We start from the raw sequence: 19,002 nt of genomic DNA, 5'->3' as shown, positions 1-19,002 counted from the left end.
CGCGGTGAGACACGTCAGCGTCGGGGGGGTCGAACTCGGCAATGACCTGCCGCTCGCGTTGATTGCCGGTCCCTGCCAGATCGAGAGCGAGGCGCATGCGCGCATGATGGCCGGCCGTCTTGCGGGCATCGCCGAGGCGGCAGGTGTGCCTCTCATCTTCAAGTCCAGCTTCGACAAGGCCAATCGCACCTCGGCCGACGCGCCGCGCGGCGTGGGGATGGAAGAGGGGCTCGCCATTCTCGCACGGATCAAGCGCGACTTCGGCCTTCCGGTCACAACTGACGTGCATTTGCCGGGCCAGTGCGCCGCGGCCGCAGAGGCGGTGGATCTCTTGCAGATTCCGGCGTTCCTGTGCCGTCAGACCGATCTTCTCATCGCGGCCGGAGCCACCGGCAAGCCGGTGAACATCAAGAAGGGGCAGTTTCTCGCCCCCGCGGACATGACTCATGCCGCGGCGAAGGTTGCGGCAGGCGGTGGCGAGGCGGTGGTTCTTACCGAGCGCGGCACCTTTTTCGGCTATCACGCACTGGTTGCCGACATGACCGGCCTTGAGGTCATGAGGGCATCGGGCCATCCGGTGGTGATGGATGCGACTCACGCCGTGCAGTCCCCCGGCGGGGCCTCGGGGCGATCGGGCGGCAACCGGCGCATGGCGCCGGTTCTCGCCCGGGCGGCGGTGGCTGTCGGCGTTGCGGCCGTGTTTCTCGAAACCCACGATGACCCCGACCGCGCGCCGTCGGACGGGCCCAACATGCTGCCCCTCTCGTGGCTGCCCGATCTGCTGGCCGAACTGGTGGCTCTCGACCGCGTTGCCAAGGCGCGCCGAACGGGCTTCTGAACCCTTCCGTCGCCGGAAAATTTCACCACGCGGCTCTTGCAGTGGGCGCCGTGGTTGAGTAACTAGCTGCCCACCGCTGGGGTGTAGCCAAGTGGTAAGGCAGCGGTTTTTGGTACCGTGTACCGTAGGTTCGAATCCTACCACCCCAGCCAGTCTTCCGTCGCCAGCGAATGACTCCGAAAGGACCCTGCATCCTGTCCGCTTGACCGAAATGGTCGAGATTTCGCCACAATTACAACCCACACTCGAATCAAACATGAATCGAGCCATCCCGCAGCGTGAAAGGCTCCGCGGGAAGAGGGAAAGGCAGGAGCAGATGATACGGATCCTCGCGGTCGATGACGACGCCATCATCCTCGAGCTGCTGCGCGAGATCCTGGCCAGCGCCGGATACGCCGACATTGAAGTTGCCGATTCGGGCGCCAGGGCGCTCGAGATCCTGAACACCGCGCGCCAACCCTTCGACTGCTTTCTGCTCGACATCCAGATGCCGCAGATGGACGGCATCGAGCTGTGCCGGCGCATCAGACAGTTTCCGCAATATGCGCGGGCGCCGATCCTGATGCTCACGGCAATGGCCGAAAAGTCCTATATCGACCGCGCCTTCGCCGCCGGTGCCTCGGACTACATCACCAAGCCCTTCGAGGTGATCGAGCTCATCACCCGGCTGCGCAACGCCGAGACCATCATCGAGGAGCGCCGCCGCGCCCTTGAACACCAGGTCGCACTGATGTCGGCGCGCAAGGAAAGCGAGATCAAGGACCGCGCGCTGCTCACCGAGCCGGTGAGCATCCCCGACATCGACGGGATGATCGAATACCTCGCCTTCGAGAATTACCTCCTGCAACTGAGCCGCGGCCGTCAGTTCATGTCGTCGATCCTGGCGGCGAAAGTGGCCAACATCGCCGAGATCTTCGAGCGCTGCTCGGCGCGAAGCTTCCGCTTTTTCCTCACCGACATCGCCGAGGCTCTGGCCGAAAGCATGCGCGGCCACGCCTATCTGATGGCCTACCGCGGCTCGGGGCTTTTCACCATCGCCTGCGACCGCCGCGATGCCGACGCGCTGTGCGCCGACCTCAAGGCAAACCTGCAGGTGCGGCTCGACGAGATCATGCCGGTCTATGACGACACGACACCGATTCCGGTTGCGGCCGTCATCGGCGAACCCGCGGCGCACCGTCTCTTCCGCGCAGGCGGCGCGCTGGCGCCGCTGCACGAGGCGATCGAGGCGGTCGAGAAAAAGGCCTTGCGCGTTGTCGCCGGAAAGCGAGCTGGCGCGGCCATTTTGCCCACCGTCACGGGCGGCGCGCCGCGGCAAAGGGAGTTGACGCACGTCTACTGGTAGGCGGGTGGTGCTGCGCGGGCGGCCATTCGACCGTTTGCTAGGGGAGGCCATGCCGGATGCCGATGGAAGACGCCATCGCCAGGATCCGCAAACGCTACGCCGAGCAGCTTCGCGAGCATGGCGCGCGGCTGCGCCCGCTTCTTGATCAACTCGTGTCCGGCCGGGCAACGCAGGACATCCTGGAAGAGGTGCAATTTCGCGCTCACAAGATACACGGCACGGCCGCAACACTCGGGTTCGCCGAACTCGGCACGCGCGCCGCGGAGTGCGAGCACGAAACCCAGGCGCAGCTCGCCGCGGGCAATGTCGCTCCCGCCGCTCTGGCGCGCGTGGCGGCGCGGCTTGAGCTGCTCATCCGCGAAATAGAGCGCGCCGAACGCGCCAGCTGACCCGGCCGAACGCGCAAACGTCCGCCGACACGAACCGGGACGCGGCGTCAGGAATGGCGCCTGCCCGGCACCTCACGAGCCCCGAAATGGCCGATCCTGGCGAACGCGAGGGCCGCGCCTGTCAGGCACGCGGCCCGCAGCGCCACTCTTCCGGGCGTGGCCCGGTCCGGCCTCCCAAGGCGACAAGCCGGCGCCGGCAGCGCCGACGCCGGTCTCTCCGAACCGGCACGAGCGGGCTGGCGCCGGGGAAGCTCAGGCTTCGGCCGCCGCGGCGGATGCGTGGCGTGCCCACTCCGCGCGGATCTGATCACCGAGTGTCATCGGATCGAAGGGCTTTGTCAGCACCGCGATGGCGCCTGCTGCAAGAAATGCCTCGATCTCCGAGGCCTGCACCTTGGCGGTCATGAATATGGCCGGCGTCCGCTCCATGCCGGGCAGGCGCCGCAGCTCCGTGAGCAGCTCGGGGCCGGTCTTGCCGGGCATCATCACGTCAAGAAGCAAGAGATCGGGCTTGAACTCCACACATTTCTCGAGCGCGTCTCGCCATTCCAGGCAGGAACAGACGGCAAAGCCGTGCAGCCCCTCGAGCGCCATGCGCGTGATCTCCGAAATATCGGGGTCATCCTCAACATGAAGAATTTTCTTCAATTCTCGCATTTCTCTTCCCTCGGACCTTTCCCTGTCATCCCTTGATCGCTTCCGCGCCATTCCTTGCGGCGGGCGCTGCCTTGGCCGTGTCCGGCCCGTCGCGGCCCGCGCTGCGCTTGCGCTTCCCCTCCGGGCGTGCAGACGCTGAGAACGCGTGGCCGGCGCTGTTCCCTCCGGGGCCCTGGTTGCCGCCGCTGCGACGCCCGGCGAAGACCATCACAGATACGCGCGGCCATGCCCCGCCGATGAAGGCTTCAAGCGCCTTTTCCCATTCGAACACCGCTTCCGAGGGATCCAGCGCGACCACGTCGTAAAGGGCCCCTTCCAGCCGGCGGCCTGCCTGTGAAAGCGCACCGACGCGGATAACCTCCGCCCCGGAGCGTGCGAGCGAGTTGACAAGCTCGGGGTCGGCGTGGCGATCGCCGATGGCCAGTGCCCGGCGCCGTTTGCCGCCCGGCGTCGCGCCCGCAGCTGCAGCCTGCGCGGCAACGTTGCCTGCGCCCCCGTGCTGCAGGCGGGCGACCGTGGTCGCGACAATCGTGTCGAGCCGCTCGTCACGATCCGCCCCGCCGTCGGCCGGGGTGTAGAGGATGACATCGCAGCCTTTGGTCGCGGAGTCGCGCCGCACCCTGCGCAACAGCGCCGCGCTCCGCCCTCCGGCGAGGGCGGCATTGATGACGACCGCCTCGAACGTATCGGCGGCCATGGCTTCGAGCGCCGCCGGCGCGGAGGTCACGACACGGGCGCGGCACCCGGCCTGCTCAAGGCGCAGCCACAGATCCATCGCCATTTCGGTGCCGCTCTCGATGACAAGCACCCGCGGCCCGTCCTCTTCAGCCGTGAGCTTGCCGGCATCCTTCTCGGGGCTGTCGCCTGCCTCGGCCGGAATCGATAGCGGCAGGTCGAAGTAGAACACCGTGCCGACGCCCTCGGTGCTCTCGAAATCCATGGTGCCGCCGTGCGCCTCGACGATGGCGCGGCTGATGCTGAGACCAAGACCCGTTCCGCCTGCCTTGCGCACGTCGGAGGAGTCGGCCTGTGTGAAGCGATCGAAGATCGTTGCCTTGGCCGCCTCGGGAATGCCGATGCCGTGGTCGCGAACACGCACCACCGCCTCGGTGCCGCTCGGCGCCAGCTCGAGAATCACCTCAACCTCGTCGCTGTCGCCGGAGAACTTGGCCGCATTCGACAGCAGATTGGCCAGCACCTGGGCGATCCGGTCACGGTCGAGCCGGCACATCACCGGATGCCTGGGCGCATCGAGCCGGAACCGAACGCCATGCTGGCGGCCGTAGGCCTCGTTGTGGGTCACCGCATCGCGCAGAACTTCAACGAGGTCACATTCCTCCATGTGGTAGGTCATCTTGCCGGCCTCGATCTTCTCCCAGTCGAGAATGTCGTCAACCAGCCGGTGCAGGCGATCGGCGTTGGCGTAGGCGATGTCGATCATTGAGGCGACGCGCGCCGGGTCGGCCGAGCCAAGCCCGGCCTTGAGCAGCCCCAGCGAGCCCTTGATCGAGGTCAGGGGCGTGCGCAGCTCGTGGCTTACGGTGGAAAGGAACTGACTCTTGGCCTTTTCCGCCTGCTTGCGTTCGGATATGTCGCGATAGACGGAGATGAAGCGCGGCGGTTCACCCTCGGGCTCGATCAGGTGCAGATAGATCTCGAGCGGCGTTCCGTGACGATCACGGTATTCGAACACCATCGAGCGCTCGGGGCCCTCGATGAGCTTGCGGCAGCGCTCTTCCAGAAGCGCCTGTTGCTGCTCGGTGATGTTGTCGTAGGTGTGCTTGCCGTGCCACTCGGTCTCGCGCCAGCCGATGCGCCTCAGCGCCTTCTTGTTGAGATAGGTGAACTCGTAGCTCTCCGGCCAGAACATGTAGATCTCGGTATCGATGAGATCGAGCGTGCTCTTGAGCTGGCGCACCTCTCTTTCGGCGCGCGCGCGCGCGGTGACGTCGCGCAGAACGGCCACGAAACGGGGGCGGCGGCCTTCAGGGCGAACATACTTCACGTCATATTCGATGGTGCGAAGCCGCCCGTCCTTCATGCGCAGCTCACGGCAGAAGACGGCCTGGTGGCGCCTGCCCTCGATCATCGGGCGAAGAAGCCGGTCGCATTCCTCCTCGCTCAAGCCACCCTCGAGATCGGCCGGGGTCAGCCGGAAGATCTCCTCCTCCGGCAGCCCGACCCATTCGCGCGCGGCGCGATTGACGTAGAAGAAGCGGCGGTTCTCGGGCCAGAACATGTATATCTGTTCCTGGAACTCGTCGAGCGTCGCCGAAAGCTGCTCGACCTGATCGCGGGCGTGGCTGAGACCCGAGATGTCGTGAAGCGTCGCCAGAAAGCACGGCGCGCCCCCTTCGGGCATGAGCAGGTGGATATGAAAGCGCGTCGGCACGCGCCGGCCATCGGGCATGCGGCGCTCGCATTCGAACTCCACCGTCTGGCCACGCTCAAGAGGCATGTCCTCGAGAAGCTGACGCAGGCGATGCGCGTCGCATGGCGACAGGAACTCGTACAGCGTGCGGCCCTTGATCTCGCCTTCGCTGAGGCCGGTCGCCTTGAGCGCCAGGCTGTTGGCAAAGAAGATGCGATGATCCTCGGCCCAGAACTTGTAGCTCTCGCCCGGAACGCAGTCGAGAAACTCGCGCAGGTTCATCTCCCGCTGCGAGGCCTTGAGTGCGGTCACGTCGGTGCGGATCGAGGCATAACCGATGATGCGCCCGGTCGGGTCCATCTTCGGGATGATCGAGGTCTGCACCCACCACAGCGAGCCGTCCTTGCGGCGGTTGCAGATTTCCCCGGTCCAGGTCTCGCCCCGGCGGACCGTGCGGCGGATCTCCTCGTAGAATTCCGGCGGATGCAGCCCCGAGCGCAGGAAGTCGTGGCGCCGCCCGATCACTTCCTCGCGGCTGTAGCCGGAAATCTCCAGGAACCGGTCACTGGCATAGACGATGCAGTCGTCGGCATCGGTGATGGTGACGATCGCGTGCGACTGGAGCACATGGCGATAGAACTCGATCTCCGTGCCGCGCAGCCCGGCAAGCTCGGCATTGGCGCGCGCGAGTCGCCGCTCATGGCGCGCCAGCATCACGAGTGCGAAGATCAGGCCGATGACGGATGCGGCGATGCCGACGAGCCAGTAGCGGTTTTCCCACAGCGCATCGGCAAGCGTGGCCTCGCCATAGTCCGTGTAGGGGCCGGCCTTGAGCTCCTGGAAGAGAACATGCACCGGCCAGTAGTCGAGCGGCAGCGTCCAGCCGACATAGCCGCCCTCGCGCGCGGCGCGGCTGTCCGGCGGGAGGGCGCGCAGGGCATCGATCACGGCAGCCCTGTACGCTTCCGGCGCCGCCGGGCTCGCAGCGAGAACCCATTCCGGGTAGAGATCGGTTGACAGCAGGAACGGAAAGCCCGGGACGCGGCGCGGCGCGACGACGTGGAAGGCCGACAGGTCGATCCGCCCCTCCGCCGCCATCTGCTCGAGAGTACCGGTGCGCACGACGCCCGCGTCAACCCACCCTTCCTGAACCGCACGCACGACATTCCGCTGGTTACCGCCGGCAAACAAGATGCTCTTGAGATGCTTTTCCGGCGTGTATCCCTTTTCGTGAAACTCTTCCTTCGCCACGAGCCAGCCGCCAAAGGCATCAGGGGCAACCGCCATCAGCGTGCGCCCGCGCAGATCACCGAGCGAGACGATGTGCGAGTCGCTCCTCCGGGTGAAGATGACCGAGCCGAATTGCCGCACCGGCCGCCCCTGCCAGGACACCACCAGCGACAGGAGGCTCTTGACCCCGTGCTCGACCTCCATTGTCACGAAGCTGCCCGGGTCGGTGATCACGAAATCGAACTCGCCCATGGCGGCCCCATCGATCACCGACTCGGGAGTGGGATAGGTCTTGAGGATAAAGCGCGCGCCGGCGATCTTTTCGTTCAGGTAATCGATCGTGGGCTGCCAGCGCCGGATGGCGTCATGCACACCAAGATGCGCGCGCACGCCCACGACCATGGTGGCATCGTGTTCCGGCATGGCGGCGGCGGGCCGGGGGCTGCCGCCCAGAAGCATCAGGCAGGCTGAAAGAAGGATGAACGCCAGCCTTCCAGCAACGTGACCCCAGATGGAAATGAACCCATGTCCCGCACGCGCGGGCTGCCACTGATGTTTCATGTCTGCCCCTGCCCGTCGTTTCGCATCGGCGTCAAGCCGCGGTCTGATGCCGCTTTTCTGCCCGTCAGGCGCGCGGATCATGCCCCGCGCAGCCCCCAGTGTGGCCGCGGAAATGGGCAGGATTGGGGCAGGAGCGTGCCCTGTTGACGCAACGTTAGCGCCGTTCGGCGAGGAGCCTCAGGCGTTGGCTGCGCGAATCGCCTCACAAACGGCTTCGGTGACCTCGCGCGTGGTGGCGCTGCCGCCGACATCGGGCGTAAGGATGCCCGCCGCGCAGACCTTTTCCACCGCCCGCATCAGCCGGCCGGCCGATGCCGCCTCGCCCAGGTGCTCGAGCATCATGGCCGCGGTCCAGAAACTGGCCACCGGGTTGGCGATGCCCTTGCCGGTGATGTCGAAACCAGATCCGTGAATCGGCTCGAACATCGAGGGGTTGCGGCGCGTCGGGTCGAGATTGGCGGTTGGCGCCACGCCGAGGCTGCCGGCAAGCGCGCCGGCAAGATCGGAGAGGATGTCGGCGTGAAGGTTGGTCGCCACGATGGTGTCGAGAGAGCGCGGATTCTTCACCATGCGCACCGTCATCGCGTCGACGAGCATCTTGTCCCACGTCACGTCGGGAAACTCGGCCGAGACCTCCTCGGCGATCTCGTCCCACATCACCATGCCGTGCCGCTGGGCGTTGGATTTCGTGACCACGGTCAGAAGCTTGCGCGGGCGCGATCGCGCCGTCTCGAAGGCAAAGCGCATGATCCGCTCCACGCCCGCACGGGTGAAGATGGCCACTTCGGTGCCCACCTCGAGCGGCAGCCCGCGATGCGCGCGCCCGCCGTGGCCGGAATACTCGCCCTCGGAGTTCTCGCGCACGATCACCCAGTCGAGATCACCCGCACCGATGCCGGCAAGCGGCGAGGCGATACCTGGCAGGATGCGCGTAGGACGGACGTTGGCATACTGGTCGAGCCCCTGACAGATCGGCAGGCGCAGCCCCCAGAGCGTGACGTGATCGGGCACATCGGGTGCTCCGACCGCGCCGAAGAGGATGGCGTCGAAGCGCTTCAGCTGCTCCACCCCGTCCTTCGGCATGAGCGCGCCGGTGCGGCGATAGCGCTCGGACCCCCAGTCGAAACCGGTCACGTCAAGCCCGAAACCGCCGTCGCGCGTCGCCAGCACACCCAGCACCTCGAGCGTGGCCTCGATCACTTCGGGCCCGATCCCGTCGCCGGGTATGGACGCGATCCTGTAGCTTTTCACCGCCGCCTCCGCTCGCCAATGCGCGTGGCGCAGTTGTTCCAGACCTGACGCCGCCGCGCAATCGCATGCGACATGCTGGGCGCGGTTTCAGCTTTTCGGAAGAGGAAAGAAGTGGCGCGCTGGGGAGGATTCGAACCCCCGACCTCTTGATTCGTAGTCAAGCACTCTATCCAACTGAGCTACCAGCGCGTGCGGCGTTCACCTAATCGCACCGGCCGCGATTGACAAGGGGGGAGTTGGCCAAAATCCCGCTCATTCCGCCGCAGCCTCGAGAGCGACAATGCTCTTGGGCAGGCGGATGACGAAGGTGGTTCCTCCCGGACCCGTCTCGGCAAGCTCGAGGCGCCCCCCGTGCCCGCGGACCAGCTCCATCGCGATGGCAAGCCCTAGACCGGTGCCATCCTTTCGCGTGCCGCCTTCAAACGGCGTGAAGAGCTTGTCGCGCGCGCGCTCCGGCAGGCCGGGGCCGGTGTCGCTGACGCTGATTATCCATTCTCGCTCGTCCTCGCGGGCCGAGATGCGCACCTCGCCGGGCACCCCCGCTGCCTCGATGGCCTGCCGGGCATTGCGCACCAGATTGTCAAGAACACGGTAAAGCTGCTCCGGGTCGGCGCGGATCTGCATGCCTGCGGGCACATCATCGATGAAGGAGACGCGCGCGCCATCGCTCATGGCAAGCGCCTCGCTGTCGATCACCTCGCTCACCAGCTGGGCCAGCGACAGACGCTGCAGCGATGGTGGCGGCTCCTCGGCCCGGCCGAAGGCGAGGGTCGACTCGCACAGCGATACCGCGCGGCTGATCGACCCCACGAGCTTCGGAGCGGCGCGCGCCACCGAAGGGTCGGCGCTGCGCTCGATACGATCGGCCAGAAGCTGGGCGGTGGTGAGCATGTTGCGCAGGTCATGACTCACCTTCGCCACCGCTTCGCCAAGCTGGGCAAGCCGCCGCTTCTGCCGAAGCGCGGCGGTCAGCTGCGTCTGCAGCGCCCGCAGAGCCTCTTCTGCCTGCCGGAGCTCGACCACCGACGCGGAGGGTTCGATGATCCGCCGCGCGTCTTCGGGCGCCTCCGCGTAGCGGGTCATGGCCTCCACCACCCGCGCGATGGGCCTGACGAGCACGCGGCGCACCGCCAGGAACAGGAAGAATGCGGTAATGATCGAGATCACGGCGGAGAGCACCAGGATGCGCAGCCCGTATTCGATCATCGCCGCGCGCAACGGTGCCGCGGGCATGGTCACCTCGATCAGCTGCCCCGCATGGCGGACCGGCGCACCGATGACCCGAATCACCTTGTCGCCCGGCGACATCAGGCAGGCGAAAGCATCCACGATCAGCTCCAACGGCCCCGGGTCGCGCATGTCGTAGGTTGCATCAACCGGGCTCGGGATCGGTGAGCTCAGCATCAGCTGACGCGACTGGTCGCGCACCAGCACCACATTGTAGACCCCTGCGGTGCTGAGAAGCTCCCTTTCGAGGGTCTCGTCGATCATGTCGTCGGCAAGCACCGCCAGCGCCGCGATCTGGGCGCGTTCGAGCCGCGCGACGAGGTAATCCTGACGAAACCGCGCCACGGACGGCACGAAGATCAGCACCTCGGCCAGCATGACGAACACGACCGTCAGGATCAGGAAGCGGCCCGAGAGGGTGTTGAGAAACATGACCCTACCCCGTCATGGGCGCCTCAGGGGATCAGCCGCTGCACCAGCCTTACCGCGCGCCTCACGACAGAACTATCAAAAAGACGCGGCGAGAAATAGGCACCCGCCGCCCGCTTTCCAAGCTCCATGGTCGTCGGATAGGGCGCGACCATGCCCGCGACATGGCTCATCCTGAGCCGCGCGGCGATGGCGAGCGCCCAGAGACTGGCAAGCTCGCCGGCCTGAGCGCCGGCGATGCTCACGCCCACGGGCCGCCCGCGGTGGACGACCACCTTGATGAGCCCTTCCGTCCGGCCCTCGGCCATTGCCCGGTCGTTCTGGGCATAGGAGACGCGCACCACCTCGATGCGATCGCCGTGGCGCGCGCGGGCCTGCGCTTCCGCAAGCCCGACCTGTGCAAGCTCGGGGTCGGTGTAGATTGCCCAGGGCAGATGCTCCTGCCTTGCCCGCGAGGGCAGCGCGAAGAGCATGGATCGGATGACGACGCTGGCGTGGTAGCCCGCGACATGGGTGAACATCGGCCCGCCGGCCACATCGCCAATCGCATAGATGCGCCGGTTGGTGGTGCGCAGCCCGCGGTCAACGCGGATCACCCCGTCGTGGGCGACTCCGGCGCGCTCAAGGTCGAGCCCCTCGATATTGGCCTTGCGACCCACCGCCACCAGCAGGTGCGAACCGGCGAACCGCCTGCCGTCGGCGCCGATCACCTCTACCCCGCCGTCCTCCGTCAGGCGGACCGCCTCGGCCGGGATGTGCTCGGCGATCTCCACCCCCTCGCGGCGCAATCGGTCGAGCACGATCGCGCCGCATTCGGGATCCTCGCGGCCGAGCGCCTTCATCCCCTCGATCACCGTTACCGCAGCGCCCAGCCGGCGATGGGCCTGTGCCATCTCCAGCCCGATCGGCCCGCCGCCGATGACGATGAGATGCCGGGGCCGCTCGCGCAGGTCGAAGAGCGTTTCGTTGGTCAGGTAGGGCACGCCATCAAGCCCCGGGATCGGCGGTATCAGCGGCGAGGATCCGGTGGCGATGACGAAGCGGCGCGCGCGAATCACATGTGGGCCGGCCTGAAGCTCGCGCGGCGACAGAAAACGCCCCCACTCGCGGATCACCTTCACGCCGAGCCCTTCAAAGCGCTCCTGGCTGTCATGGGGGGCAATTGCCGCAATGGTGCGCGCGACGTGCTCCATCGCCGCGGCATAATCGACCTCGGGCTCCACCGGGGTGATGCCGAACCGCGCGCCCTCGCGCATGGCCTGCGCATGCTTCGCCGCCGCCAGCAGCGCCTTTGACGGCACGCAGCCGTAATTGAGGCAGTCCCCGCCCATCCGCCCGCCTTCGACGAGCACCACGCGCGCGCCCATCTGGGCGGCGCCCGCGGCCACCGACAGCCCCCCGGCTCCGGCACCGATCACGCAGACATCCGTGTTGATCCGCGCCATGGGTCAAGCCCTTCGCGCGTGGCGGCGAAGCTTGAGCAGCATCGGCAGCGCCGCCAACGCCGCGAGGCCGATGAGCGGGATCAGCACCGGCGGGGTGAAGATCACCCCAAAGTCGGGTGCATCTCCGGCGTCGAAGACCGCGCCAAGCCCCGCGCCGGCAGAGGTGTAGACGAAAGCGCCGGGCATGATGCCGAGCCAGGTGGATATCACGAAGCGCCGCAGCGGCACGCCCAGCATGGCCGGGACGAGATTGGCCACGAAGAAGGGTATCAGGGGCACAAGCCGAATCAGGAAAAGGGCCGACCACTGATTTTCGTCGATCCCCTGCTTGATGCGGTGGATGGCGCCTTGGCTCTCGTCCATCCGCGCGGCAAGGCGCTCGCCGAACCCCCAGCGCGCGGCCAGGAAGATCACCGTTGCGCCGAGAGTGGCGGCGGTGACGTTGACGAACACGCCCGGAAAGGTGCCGAACAGAAAGCCACCGGTCAGCGTGGCAAGCGTCGCGCCGGGCAGCGAGAAGGCGACGATGATCACATAGGCTGCCATGAAGAGACCGACCGCAGCCAGATAATTCGCGTCGCGCAGGGCGATAAGCGCCTCGCGGTTGGCGGCGAGGATCTCGAAGGTCAGCCAATCGCGCAGGGTGAGGGCACCGACCACGGCGACGCCGAGAATTGCCATCAGCGGCAGCACATGGAGCGCGCCCCGCCGGCGCGCCGGTTCGCTCATCTCGCTCATCCCTTCGTCCTTCACGACTGGCACAATCCGTCGCAACAACATGATAGGCGCCGCAACCGGGTGGAAGTCCGCTCACGCCGCCTTGATGTGACGTGAGCCCGGAAGTCGCATCCCGCACCGCGCGATTGACACCGCCCCGGCCTGCCGCTAACAGGCGGGCTTCGAGGATTTCCCGGCCCCGAGAGGCCCGGCAAGCGGTTCAGCAAGAGGGTCGTCCGCCGCTGCAGCAAGCGCGGTTCGGGCGACGAGACGGAGACGGACATGAAACGCACTTTCCAGCCCTCCAACCTCGTGCGCAAGCGTCGTCACGGCTTTCGCGCGCGCATGGCCACCAAGGCGGGGCGCAAGATCATCAACGCCCGCCGCGCGCGCGGGCGCAAGCGGCTGAGCGCCTGAGGGCGTCAGCGCCGGATCAGACCATGCACGGGCCGTCGGGCACGCGCGAGCCAGTCGAAAGGCCGGCCGCGCCCTGCCCGGCGGCTTCGATTCGTGTCGAGCGGCTCAAGCGCCGCGCGGACTTCCTGCGTGCCGCCCGGGCCCAGCGCCGGGCCACACCCGGCTTCATCCTTCAGGCCCGCCGCCGCGGCGAGAACGAGCCCGACGAGGGGCGCATCCGCGTCGGGTTCACCGCTTCGAAGAAGGTTGGCGGCGCCGTGCAGCGCAACCGAGCCAAGCGGCGGCTGCGCGAGATCGCCCGGCTCGAACTGCCGGCCCATGGGCGGCCCGGATGGGATTATGTGCTTGTCGGGCGCAGGGAGGTGACGGCGAGCCGCGACTTTGCCACCATGCGCGAGGAGCTGCGCCGCGCGCTCGAGGCTCTGCATCGCAACACCAGGGAAGGGAAATGAGCCCGCTCGCCCATCTCGTCGCCCTGCCCGTGCGCGCCTACCGGCTGCTGCTTTCGCCATGGGTCGGACATTCATGCCGCTTTGAGCCCACATGTTCGGCATATGCCCTTGAAGCGCTCGAAAGGCACGGTGCGCTGAAGGGCAGCTGGCTCGCCGCCCGCCGCATCGCCCGCTGCCACCCCTGGGGCGGTTCGGGCGTGGACAACGTGCCCGATTAGGCCTTGCTTTTGGGGGCCGGGTGCCGCATCCCCTGGCGCCCGCGGACATTGACGCTCTCGCCGCTGCTCGGATAAGGCAGGCCAGCCGGCCTTGAGGATCCCAATGCTCGACGACACCGACGAGATCCATCCGCTGTTTCACGGCGCGCCCTCGACGACCGAGTTCCGCAAGCTGCGCAAGCGGATCGTCCGGCAGACGCGGGAAGCGATCGAGCAATACGGCATGGTCGAGCGCGGCGCACGCTGGCTCGTCTGCCTCTCGGGCGGAAAGGACAGCTACACGCTTCTGGCCATCCTGCATGAGCTGAAATGGCGCGGGCTTCTGCCGGTCGAGCTTCTGGCCTGCAATCTCGATCAGGGCCAGCCGGGCTTTCCGGCAACGGTGCTGCCGGAGTTTCTCGAGCGCATGGGCGTGCCGCACCGCATCGAGTATCAGGACACCTATTCCATCGTCACCGACAAGGTGCCGCAAGGGCGTACCTATTGCGCTCTCTGCTCGCGCCTCCGCCGCGGCCACCTCTACCGCATTGCCCGCGAGGAAGGCTGCTCGGCGGTGGTGCTCGGCCACCATCGCGACGACATCCTCGAGACATTCTTTCTCAACCTCTTCCACGGCTCTCGCCTGGCCACGATGCCGCCCAAGCTCCTCAACGAGGAGGGCGATCTTTTCGTGCTGCGTCCGCTTGCACATGTGGCCGAGGCCGACTGCGAGCGCTTCGCCCGTGCGATGGGCTACCCGATCATCCCGTGCAATCTGTGCGGCAGCCAGGACGGGTTGCAGCGCATGGCCGTCAAGGCGATGCTCGACCAATGGGAAAAGGCGCATCCGGGGCGCCGGCAGAAGATGTTCCGCGCGCTGATGAACGCGCGCCCGTCGCACCTGCTCGATCCTGCCCTCTTCGACTTCGCCGGGCTGCAACGGAAGGAAACGGCGGGTGATCGGGAAAATCCTTCGCAACTTGACGACGAGGATTAACCGCCCCTTCGCGAACGGCTTCCTAGCATCGAGCCCGCGAGCCCGGATCACTCCGGGCACTCCCCTGGCCTCTCGGAGAGGGATCGATGCTTCACCGACTGATACAGATCACCACTGCGGGCCTTGCCGCGCTGCGCACCCTTCTGATGGGTCCGCAGCTCCTGGCTTTCGTCCCCGCACTCACTCTGGCCGGCTACTGGTATGGCGGTGAAGCGATGCTGCTCGTCTCGGCGATGTTCCTGCCGGCGGCGACAGGTCTTCTGCATCTCTTCGGCGGCAACAGGCGAAATCAGTTCGACGGCGGACGGGACGCGGACACCGGTCTTGCCCTTCCGCTGGCCGTCGAGGCGGCACTTGACATGGCGTATGCCGAGGCGGAGGAAACCGGTCGCAGAAGCGCCTGTCTGGCCCTGTCGATCGATGACTGGGAAACGCTGCGGCCGCGGCTCGGCGAGCCCGCCTGGGCCGCAGCGATGCGGGAATGGGGCTGGCGGCTACAGGGCGCCCTGCGCGCCGGAGATGTCGTTGCCCGGGACGGAGAAGGCGGGTTCTCCGTTGCCCTGGCGCCGGTTCAGAACCTTGATCTTGAAGCCCTGATCGAGTTGGCCGCACGCCTGCAGAAGGCGCTTGCCACCCCCCTTGCGATTGGCGGGCAGCGGCTCCACGCGACCGCGTCCGTGGGCTTCTGCCTGCCGTGGCACGCACCCGAAGCCTGCGGGGCGGCGTGCCGCAGCGCCGCCCACGAGGCACTGCGCGCCGCGCGACTGAACGGGCCCGGCTCGATCCGTGCCCATGTACCGGGAGCGTCGGCGGCGCGCCGGGCGAAGGCGACCGGCGGCATCGAGGCCGAGATTGCCACGGCACTCGAGGAGGGCCAGATCGTGGCCTGGTTTCAGCCGCAGGTATCGACCGAGACGGGCGCGGTGAGCGGCATGGAAGCGCTTGCCCGATGGGTGCATCGAGAGCGGGGCGTGATTGCGCCTGCGGCATTCCTGCCGGTGATCGAGTCCGCAGGGCTGCAACGCAAGCTCACCGACCGCATGATCGGCGAGGCCGCCCGGGCCATTCAGGGCTGGGACGAGGCCGGGTTTGACGTGCCGCGGGTTGCCGTCAACTTCTCCCACGAGGATCTTGCCGACCCGCTACTCCCGCAACGCATCCTCTGGGCCCGTGATTCTGCCGGAATCGCCCCAGGCCGTCTGGTCGTCGAAGTGCTGGAGTCGGCCATCTCGGAAATGGGCGCGGACGTCATCATCCGCAACGTGACACAGCTTGCCGAGCTTGGCTGCAACATCGACCTTGACGACTTCGGCACCGGTCACGCGGCAATTGCCAATATCCGCCGGTTCCGGGTGGGACGCATCAAGATTGACCGCTCGCTCGTCACCCGGGTGGACAGCGACGAGGAACAGCGCCGCATGGTGTCGGCCATCCTCGAACTCGCGGCACGCCTTGGGGTGGACACTCTGGCCGAAGGGGTTGAAAGCCTTGGCGAGCACGCAATCCTCGCACAGCTCGGTTGCGGTCATGTGCAAGGCTACGGCATTGCCCGGCCGATGCCGTTCGCCGACAGCCTGCGCTGGCTGGCCGAACGGCGACGAAAGGCCATTCCCGCGGCGGTGCACCGTCGCGCCGCCGGCTGAGCGGCGGGCCGCCCGCGTGCCGCGTGGCCCACCTCGGCACACGTCTGCGGGTCTGCACCCGGCCGTGCGCCGGGTGCGTTGCGCGCCCCTCCCGGCGGACCGGTTGCAGGCGAGACAGCGAGAATCAGCCCTCAATTCCGCTTGACCTTTGCCGAGACGGGCTGTTGAACCGGCCCCACCTGAAAACGCGAGTGGTGGCCGAAAATGGATGATCAGAACAAGAACCTGATCCTGGCGACGGCGCTGAGCTTCCTGGTGATCCTGGTCTGGTTCGTGCTCTTCCCGCCGGAGGAGCCGTCGCCAAACGCCCAGCCACCGGAACTGCCGGTCAGCAGCGCTCCGATTGCCGGCTCGTCCACCCCGGCGCCAGCCACCGCCACCACGGCGCCCTCGGCCCCCGGCGCCACGGCGGCGGACGCCTCCATCGAGGACATGGGACGGATCGCCATCGACACGCCCCGCCTTGACGGTGCCATCGCCCTTGCCGGCGGGCGGATCGATACGCTGAGGCTCAAGGACTACCGCCAGACGATCGAGCCCGACAGCCCGGAGGTTTCGCTTCTGCGGCCGACGGGAGAGGAGCATGCCTACTACGCGCTTTTCGGGTGGGCCCCCGGCGGCAGCCTCGGATTCGACGCGGTGCCCGGCGCGCGCACGCCATGGCGGGTCGAAGAGGGCGAGACCCTGGCGCCGGGCTCACCGGTCACGCTGGTGTGGGACAACGGCGCGGGGCTCGTCTTCCGCCGCACCATCGCGGTGGACGAGGACTACATGTTCACCGTCACCCAGAGCGTCACGAACACTTCGGGCGCGACCGTCCGCCTCGCCCCCTACGGGCTCGTGGCCCGGCACGGCCTGCCACCGGATCTGAAGAACTTCTTCATCCTGCACGAAGGCCTCATCCAGATGGCCGACGGCACGCTGACCGAGGCCGATTACGACGACATCGCCGATTACCCCTATGACGAGACGCTGGGCGCGCGGGCCGAGGTCACGCCCGTCGAACGCTCCGGCTGGATCGGCTTCACCGACCACTACTGGATGACCACGCTGATCCCCGATCAGCAGAGCGCCTTCCGCGCCGTGGCCAAGTACGACGCACGCCGGGACATCTATCAGGCCGAGGCGATCATGCCTGCCCGCGACCTGGCGAACGGTGAAACCGCCTCCTCGACCATCCGCTTCTTCGCTGGCGCCAAGGAGTGGGAGACGATCCGGCGCTACCAGAACGAGGAAGGGGTGGAGCGCTTTGTCGACTCCATCGACTGGGGCTGGTTCTTCTTCCTCACCAAGCCGATCTTCATGGCGCTGCACTGGCTCAACAAGCTGATCGGGAACATGGGCTGGGCGATCATCGGCCTCACGGTGATCATCAAGGCGATCCTCTTTCCCCTCGCCTACAAGTCCTACGTGTCGATGGCGAAGATGAAAGAGCTCCAGCCGGAGATGGAGAAGATCAAGGAACGCGCCGGCGACGACCGCCAGAAGCTCCAGCAGGAGATGATGGCGCTCTATCGCAAGGAGAAGGTGAACCCGGCCTCGGGCTGCCTTCCGATACTGCTGCAGATCCCGATCTTCTTCTCGCTCTACAAGGTTATCTTCGTCACCCTCGAGCTGCGCCACGCGCCGTGGATTCTCTGGATCCGCGATCTTTCCGCGCCCGATCCGACCAGCTGGATGAACCTCTTCGGCCTGTTGCCGTGGGACGCGCCGGGACCTGATTCCATCCTGTACCTTTTCTCGATCGGTGCCCTGCCCATCGTGCTCGGCATCACCATGTGGCTGCAGCAGAAACTGAACCCGGCTCCCGCAGACCCCACACAGGCGATGATATTTGCCTGGATGCCGTGGATCTTCATGTTCATGCTGGGCCACTTCGCCTCGGGGCTGATCCTGTACTGGATCGCCAACAACACGCTGACCTTCATCCAGCAGTACACGATCATGCGCATGCACGGCTACAAGCCCGATGTGTTCGGCAACATCCTCGCGAGCTTCCGCCGCAACAGGAAGGCGAACGAAGACAAGCCGGCCGGTGGCAGGACGAAGGGAAGCGGAGCGAAGAAATGACCGCCTTGGTCGCCGGCATCTGGCGCTATCCCGTGAAGGGACACGGGCGGGAGGCGCTGGAGGCGGTGACGCTTGCAGCCGGTGCCACCCTGCCGTGGGATCGCCGCTGGGCCGTGGCACACGAGGCCGCGCGCCTGCCCGAGGATGGCGGATGGGCCCCGTGCGTGAATTTCACGAGAGGCGCGAAAGCGCCGGCGCTGATGGCGATGGAGGCGCGTCTTGAGGAGGCTTCAGGGCGGTTGACGCTGCATCATCCCGAGATCGGGTCGCTCTCCTTCGACCCCGAATGCGAGCAGGCGGCCTTTCTGGACTGGGTTCGTCCGCTGATGCCCGAGGGGCGCGCCGCCCCCGTGGCACTGGTGCGGGCGGGCAGGCAAAGGGGATGGACAGATACCGACTATCCCTCGGTGAGCATCACCAATCTGTCCTCGCACCGCGCCGTTGAGCAGCGCCTTGGCCGGCCGCTTTCTCCCAAACGCTGGCGGGGCAACTTCTGGCTGGAGGGGCTCGCCCCATGGCAGGAGTTCGAATGGATCGGCCGCGAGCTTCGACTTGGCCAGGCGCGCCTGAAGGTGCGTGAGCGCATCGCGCGTTGCCTTGCCACGACGGCAAACCCCGATACCGGCCGACGCGATGCCGATACGCTCGGCGTGTTGGAAGAGGGCTGGGGCCATCGCGACTTCGGTATTTACGCGGAAGTCGTGGCGGGGGGGCGCGTTGCCGTTGGCGATCCGGTTGAGCCGCTTTGACATGAAGGGCGGCGTGA

Annotated in this window: 16 protein-coding genes and 2 tRNA genes; 11 read left to right on the top strand and 7 right to left on the bottom strand. The window is 66.9% G+C overall.

Features of this window, described 5'->3' with window-relative positions; translation table 11 throughout:
- Window positions 1-4: 4 nt before the first annotated feature.
- The 4 genes from kdsA to BLQ14_RS10240 all read left to right on the top strand — a co-directional run bounded on the left by kdsA (window position 5) and on the right by BLQ14_RS10240 (window position 2,572).
- Window positions 5-838, top strand: a complete 834-nt coding sequence (kdsA, locus tag BLQ14_RS10255) for a 3-deoxy-8-phosphooctulonate synthase (RefSeq protein ID WP_092500466.1) — start codon at window positions 5-7, stop codon at window positions 836-838.
- A gap of 77 nt (window positions 839-915) precedes the next feature.
- Window positions 916-990, top strand: a tRNA-Gln gene (locus tag BLQ14_RS10250).
- Between the two features lie 164 nt (window positions 991-1,154).
- On the top strand, window positions 1,155-2,183 hold the full coding sequence (locus BLQ14_RS10245) for a response regulator (RefSeq protein ID WP_170068435.1): 1,029 nt from the start codon (window positions 1,155-1,157) through the stop codon (window positions 2,181-2,183).
- A gap of 56 nt (window positions 2,184-2,239) precedes the next feature.
- Window positions 2,240-2,572 (top strand): Hpt domain-containing protein, encoded by a 333-nt coding sequence (locus BLQ14_RS10240; RefSeq protein ID WP_092500464.1) that lies wholly within the window; start codon window positions 2,240-2,242, stop codon window positions 2,570-2,572.
- A 252-nt stretch (window positions 2,573-2,824) separates the two neighbouring features.
- Here BLQ14_RS10240 and BLQ14_RS10235 read toward each other — a convergent pair whose 3' ends face one another.
- The 7 genes from BLQ14_RS10235 to BLQ14_RS10205 all read right to left on the bottom strand — a co-directional run bounded on the left by BLQ14_RS10235 (window position 2,825) and on the right by BLQ14_RS10205 (window position 12,481).
- Window positions 2,825-3,229: a response regulator gene (locus tag BLQ14_RS10235; RefSeq protein WP_092500463.1), complete on the bottom strand. Its 405-nt coding sequence runs from the start codon at window positions 3,227-3,229 to the stop codon at window positions 2,825-2,827.
- Between the two features lie 25 nt (window positions 3,230-3,254).
- Window positions 3,255-7,253 (bottom strand): PAS domain S-box protein, encoded by a 3,999-nt coding sequence (locus BLQ14_RS10230; RefSeq protein ID WP_170068437.1) that lies wholly within the window; start codon window positions 7,251-7,253, stop codon window positions 3,255-3,257.
- A gap of 315 nt (window positions 7,254-7,568) precedes the next feature.
- Window positions 7,569-8,642, bottom strand: coding sequence for a tartrate dehydrogenase (locus BLQ14_RS10225; RefSeq protein WP_092500461.1), 1,074 nt, complete (start codon window positions 8,640-8,642; stop codon window positions 7,569-7,571).
- A 112-nt stretch (window positions 8,643-8,754) separates the two neighbouring features.
- Window positions 8,755-8,831: transfer RNA gene (locus BLQ14_RS10220), tRNA-Arg, on the bottom strand.
- A 63-nt stretch (window positions 8,832-8,894) separates the two neighbouring features.
- On the bottom strand, window positions 8,895-10,301 hold the full coding sequence (locus BLQ14_RS10215; RefSeq protein WP_092500460.1) for a sensor histidine kinase: 1,407 nt from the start codon (window positions 10,299-10,301) through the stop codon (window positions 8,895-8,897).
- A gap of 23 nt (window positions 10,302-10,324) precedes the next feature.
- Window positions 10,325-11,743: a dihydrolipoyl dehydrogenase family protein gene (locus BLQ14_RS10210; RefSeq protein WP_092500459.1), complete on the bottom strand. Its 1,419-nt coding sequence runs from the start codon at window positions 11,741-11,743 to the stop codon at window positions 10,325-10,327.
- Window positions 11,744-11,746: 3 nt separating this feature from the next.
- The gene (locus BLQ14_RS10205; protein WP_092500458.1) at window positions 11,747-12,481 is read right to left on the bottom strand and encodes a TVP38/TMEM64 family protein; all 735 of its coding nucleotides are present in this window, start codon (window positions 12,479-12,481) and stop codon (window positions 11,747-11,749) included.
- 261 nt (window positions 12,482-12,742) lie between these two features.
- Between BLQ14_RS10205 and rpmH the strand changes: the two genes are divergently transcribed.
- The 7 genes from rpmH (at window position 12,743) to BLQ14_RS10170 (ending at window position 18,985) form a co-directional block, all read left to right on the top strand.
- The gene (gene rpmH / locus BLQ14_RS10200) at window positions 12,743-12,877 is read left to right on the top strand and encodes a 50S ribosomal protein L34 (protein ID WP_092500457.1); all 135 of its coding nucleotides are present in this window, start codon (window positions 12,743-12,745) and stop codon (window positions 12,875-12,877) included.
- A gap of 23 nt (window positions 12,878-12,900) precedes the next feature.
- Entirely contained in the window at window positions 12,901-13,329 is a 429-nt protein-coding gene (gene rnpA / locus BLQ14_RS10195) for a ribonuclease P protein component (RefSeq protein ID WP_092500456.1), read from the top strand.
- Complete coding sequence (gene yidD, locus BLQ14_RS10190; RefSeq protein ID WP_092500455.1) at window positions 13,326-13,547, top strand: membrane protein insertion efficiency factor YidD; 222 nt, start codon at window positions 13,326-13,328, stop codon at window positions 13,545-13,547. Before rnpA ends, yidD begins: the two co-directional genes overlap by 4 nt.
- A gap of 103 nt (window positions 13,548-13,650) precedes the next feature.
- Complete coding sequence (gene ttcA, locus BLQ14_RS10185; protein ID WP_092500454.1) at window positions 13,651-14,523, top strand: tRNA 2-thiocytidine(32) synthetase TtcA; 873 nt, start codon at window positions 13,651-13,653, stop codon at window positions 14,521-14,523.
- An 86-nt stretch (window positions 14,524-14,609) separates the two neighbouring features.
- Window positions 14,610-16,166 carry a bifunctional diguanylate cyclase/phosphodiesterase gene (locus BLQ14_RS10180; RefSeq protein WP_092500453.1) on the top strand — a complete coding sequence of 519 codons (1,557 nt, stop codon included), beginning with the start codon at window positions 14,610-14,612 and terminating at the stop codon, window positions 16,164-16,166.
- Between the two features lie 204 nt (window positions 16,167-16,370).
- Entirely contained in the window at window positions 16,371-18,236 is a 1,866-nt protein-coding gene (gene yidC, locus BLQ14_RS10175; RefSeq protein WP_092500452.1) for a membrane protein insertase YidC, read from the top strand.
- Window positions 18,233-18,985 (top strand): MOSC domain-containing protein, encoded by a 753-nt coding sequence (locus BLQ14_RS10170; RefSeq protein WP_092500451.1) that lies wholly within the window; start codon window positions 18,233-18,235, stop codon window positions 18,983-18,985. The genes yidC and BLQ14_RS10170 overlap by 4 nt, the downstream gene beginning before the upstream one ends.
- Window positions 18,986-19,002 lie beyond the last annotated feature (17 nt).

It is taken from the genome of Meinhardsimonia xiamenensis (genome assembly GCF_900102905.1).
GTDB lineage: Bacteria > Pseudomonadota > Alphaproteobacteria > Rhodobacterales > Rhodobacteraceae > Meinhardsimonia > Meinhardsimonia xiamenensis.
The sequence above is the reverse complement of the archived record's forward strand: the minus strand, read 5'-3'. Positions and strand labels throughout refer to the sequence as shown.

Coding starts and splice junctions, on each gene's coding strand:
- BLQ14_RS10245 (WP_170068435.1), top strand. CDS start 1,155: ATGATACGGATCCTCGCGGTCGATGACGACGCCATCATCCTCGAGCTG.
- BLQ14_RS10240 (WP_092500464.1), top strand. CDS start 2,240: ATGCCGATGGAAGACGCCATCGCCAGGATCCGCAAACGCTACGCCGAG.
- BLQ14_RS10235 (WP_092500463.1), bottom strand. CDS start 3,229: ATGCGAGAATTGAAGAAAATTCTTCATGTTGAGGATGACCCCGATATT.
- BLQ14_RS10230 (WP_170068437.1), bottom strand. CDS start 7,253: ATGCCGGAACACGATGCCACCATGGTCGTGGGCGTGCGCGCGCATCTT.
- BLQ14_RS10215 (WP_092500460.1), bottom strand. CDS start 10,301: ATGTTTCTCAACACCCTCTCGGGCCGCTTCCTGATCCTGACGGTCGTG.
- BLQ14_RS10210 (WP_092500459.1), bottom strand. CDS start 11,743: ATGGCGCGGATCAACACGGATGTCTGCGTGATCGGTGCCGGAGCCGGG.
- BLQ14_RS10205 (WP_092500458.1), bottom strand. CDS start 12,481: ATGAGCGAGATGAGCGAACCGGCGCGCCGGCGGGGCGCGCTCCATGTG.
- rpmH (WP_092500457.1), top strand. CDS start 12,743: ATGAAACGCACTTTCCAGCCCTCCAACCTCGTGCGCAAGCGTCGTCAC.
- rnpA (WP_092500456.1), top strand. CDS start 12,901: ATGCACGGGCCGTCGGGCACGCGCGAGCCAGTCGAAAGGCCGGCCGCG.
- yidD (WP_092500455.1), top strand. CDS start 13,326: ATGAGCCCGCTCGCCCATCTCGTCGCCCTGCCCGTGCGCGCCTACCGG.
- ttcA (WP_092500454.1), top strand. CDS start 13,651: ATGCTCGACGACACCGACGAGATCCATCCGCTGTTTCACGGCGCGCCC.
- BLQ14_RS10180 (WP_092500453.1), top strand. CDS start 14,610: ATGCTTCACCGACTGATACAGATCACCACTGCGGGCCTTGCCGCGCTG.
- yidC (WP_092500452.1), top strand. CDS start 16,371: ATGGATGATCAGAACAAGAACCTGATCCTGGCGACGGCGCTGAGCTTC.
- BLQ14_RS10170 (WP_092500451.1), top strand. CDS start 18,233: ATGACCGCCTTGGTCGCCGGCATCTGGCGCTATCCCGTGAAGGGACAC.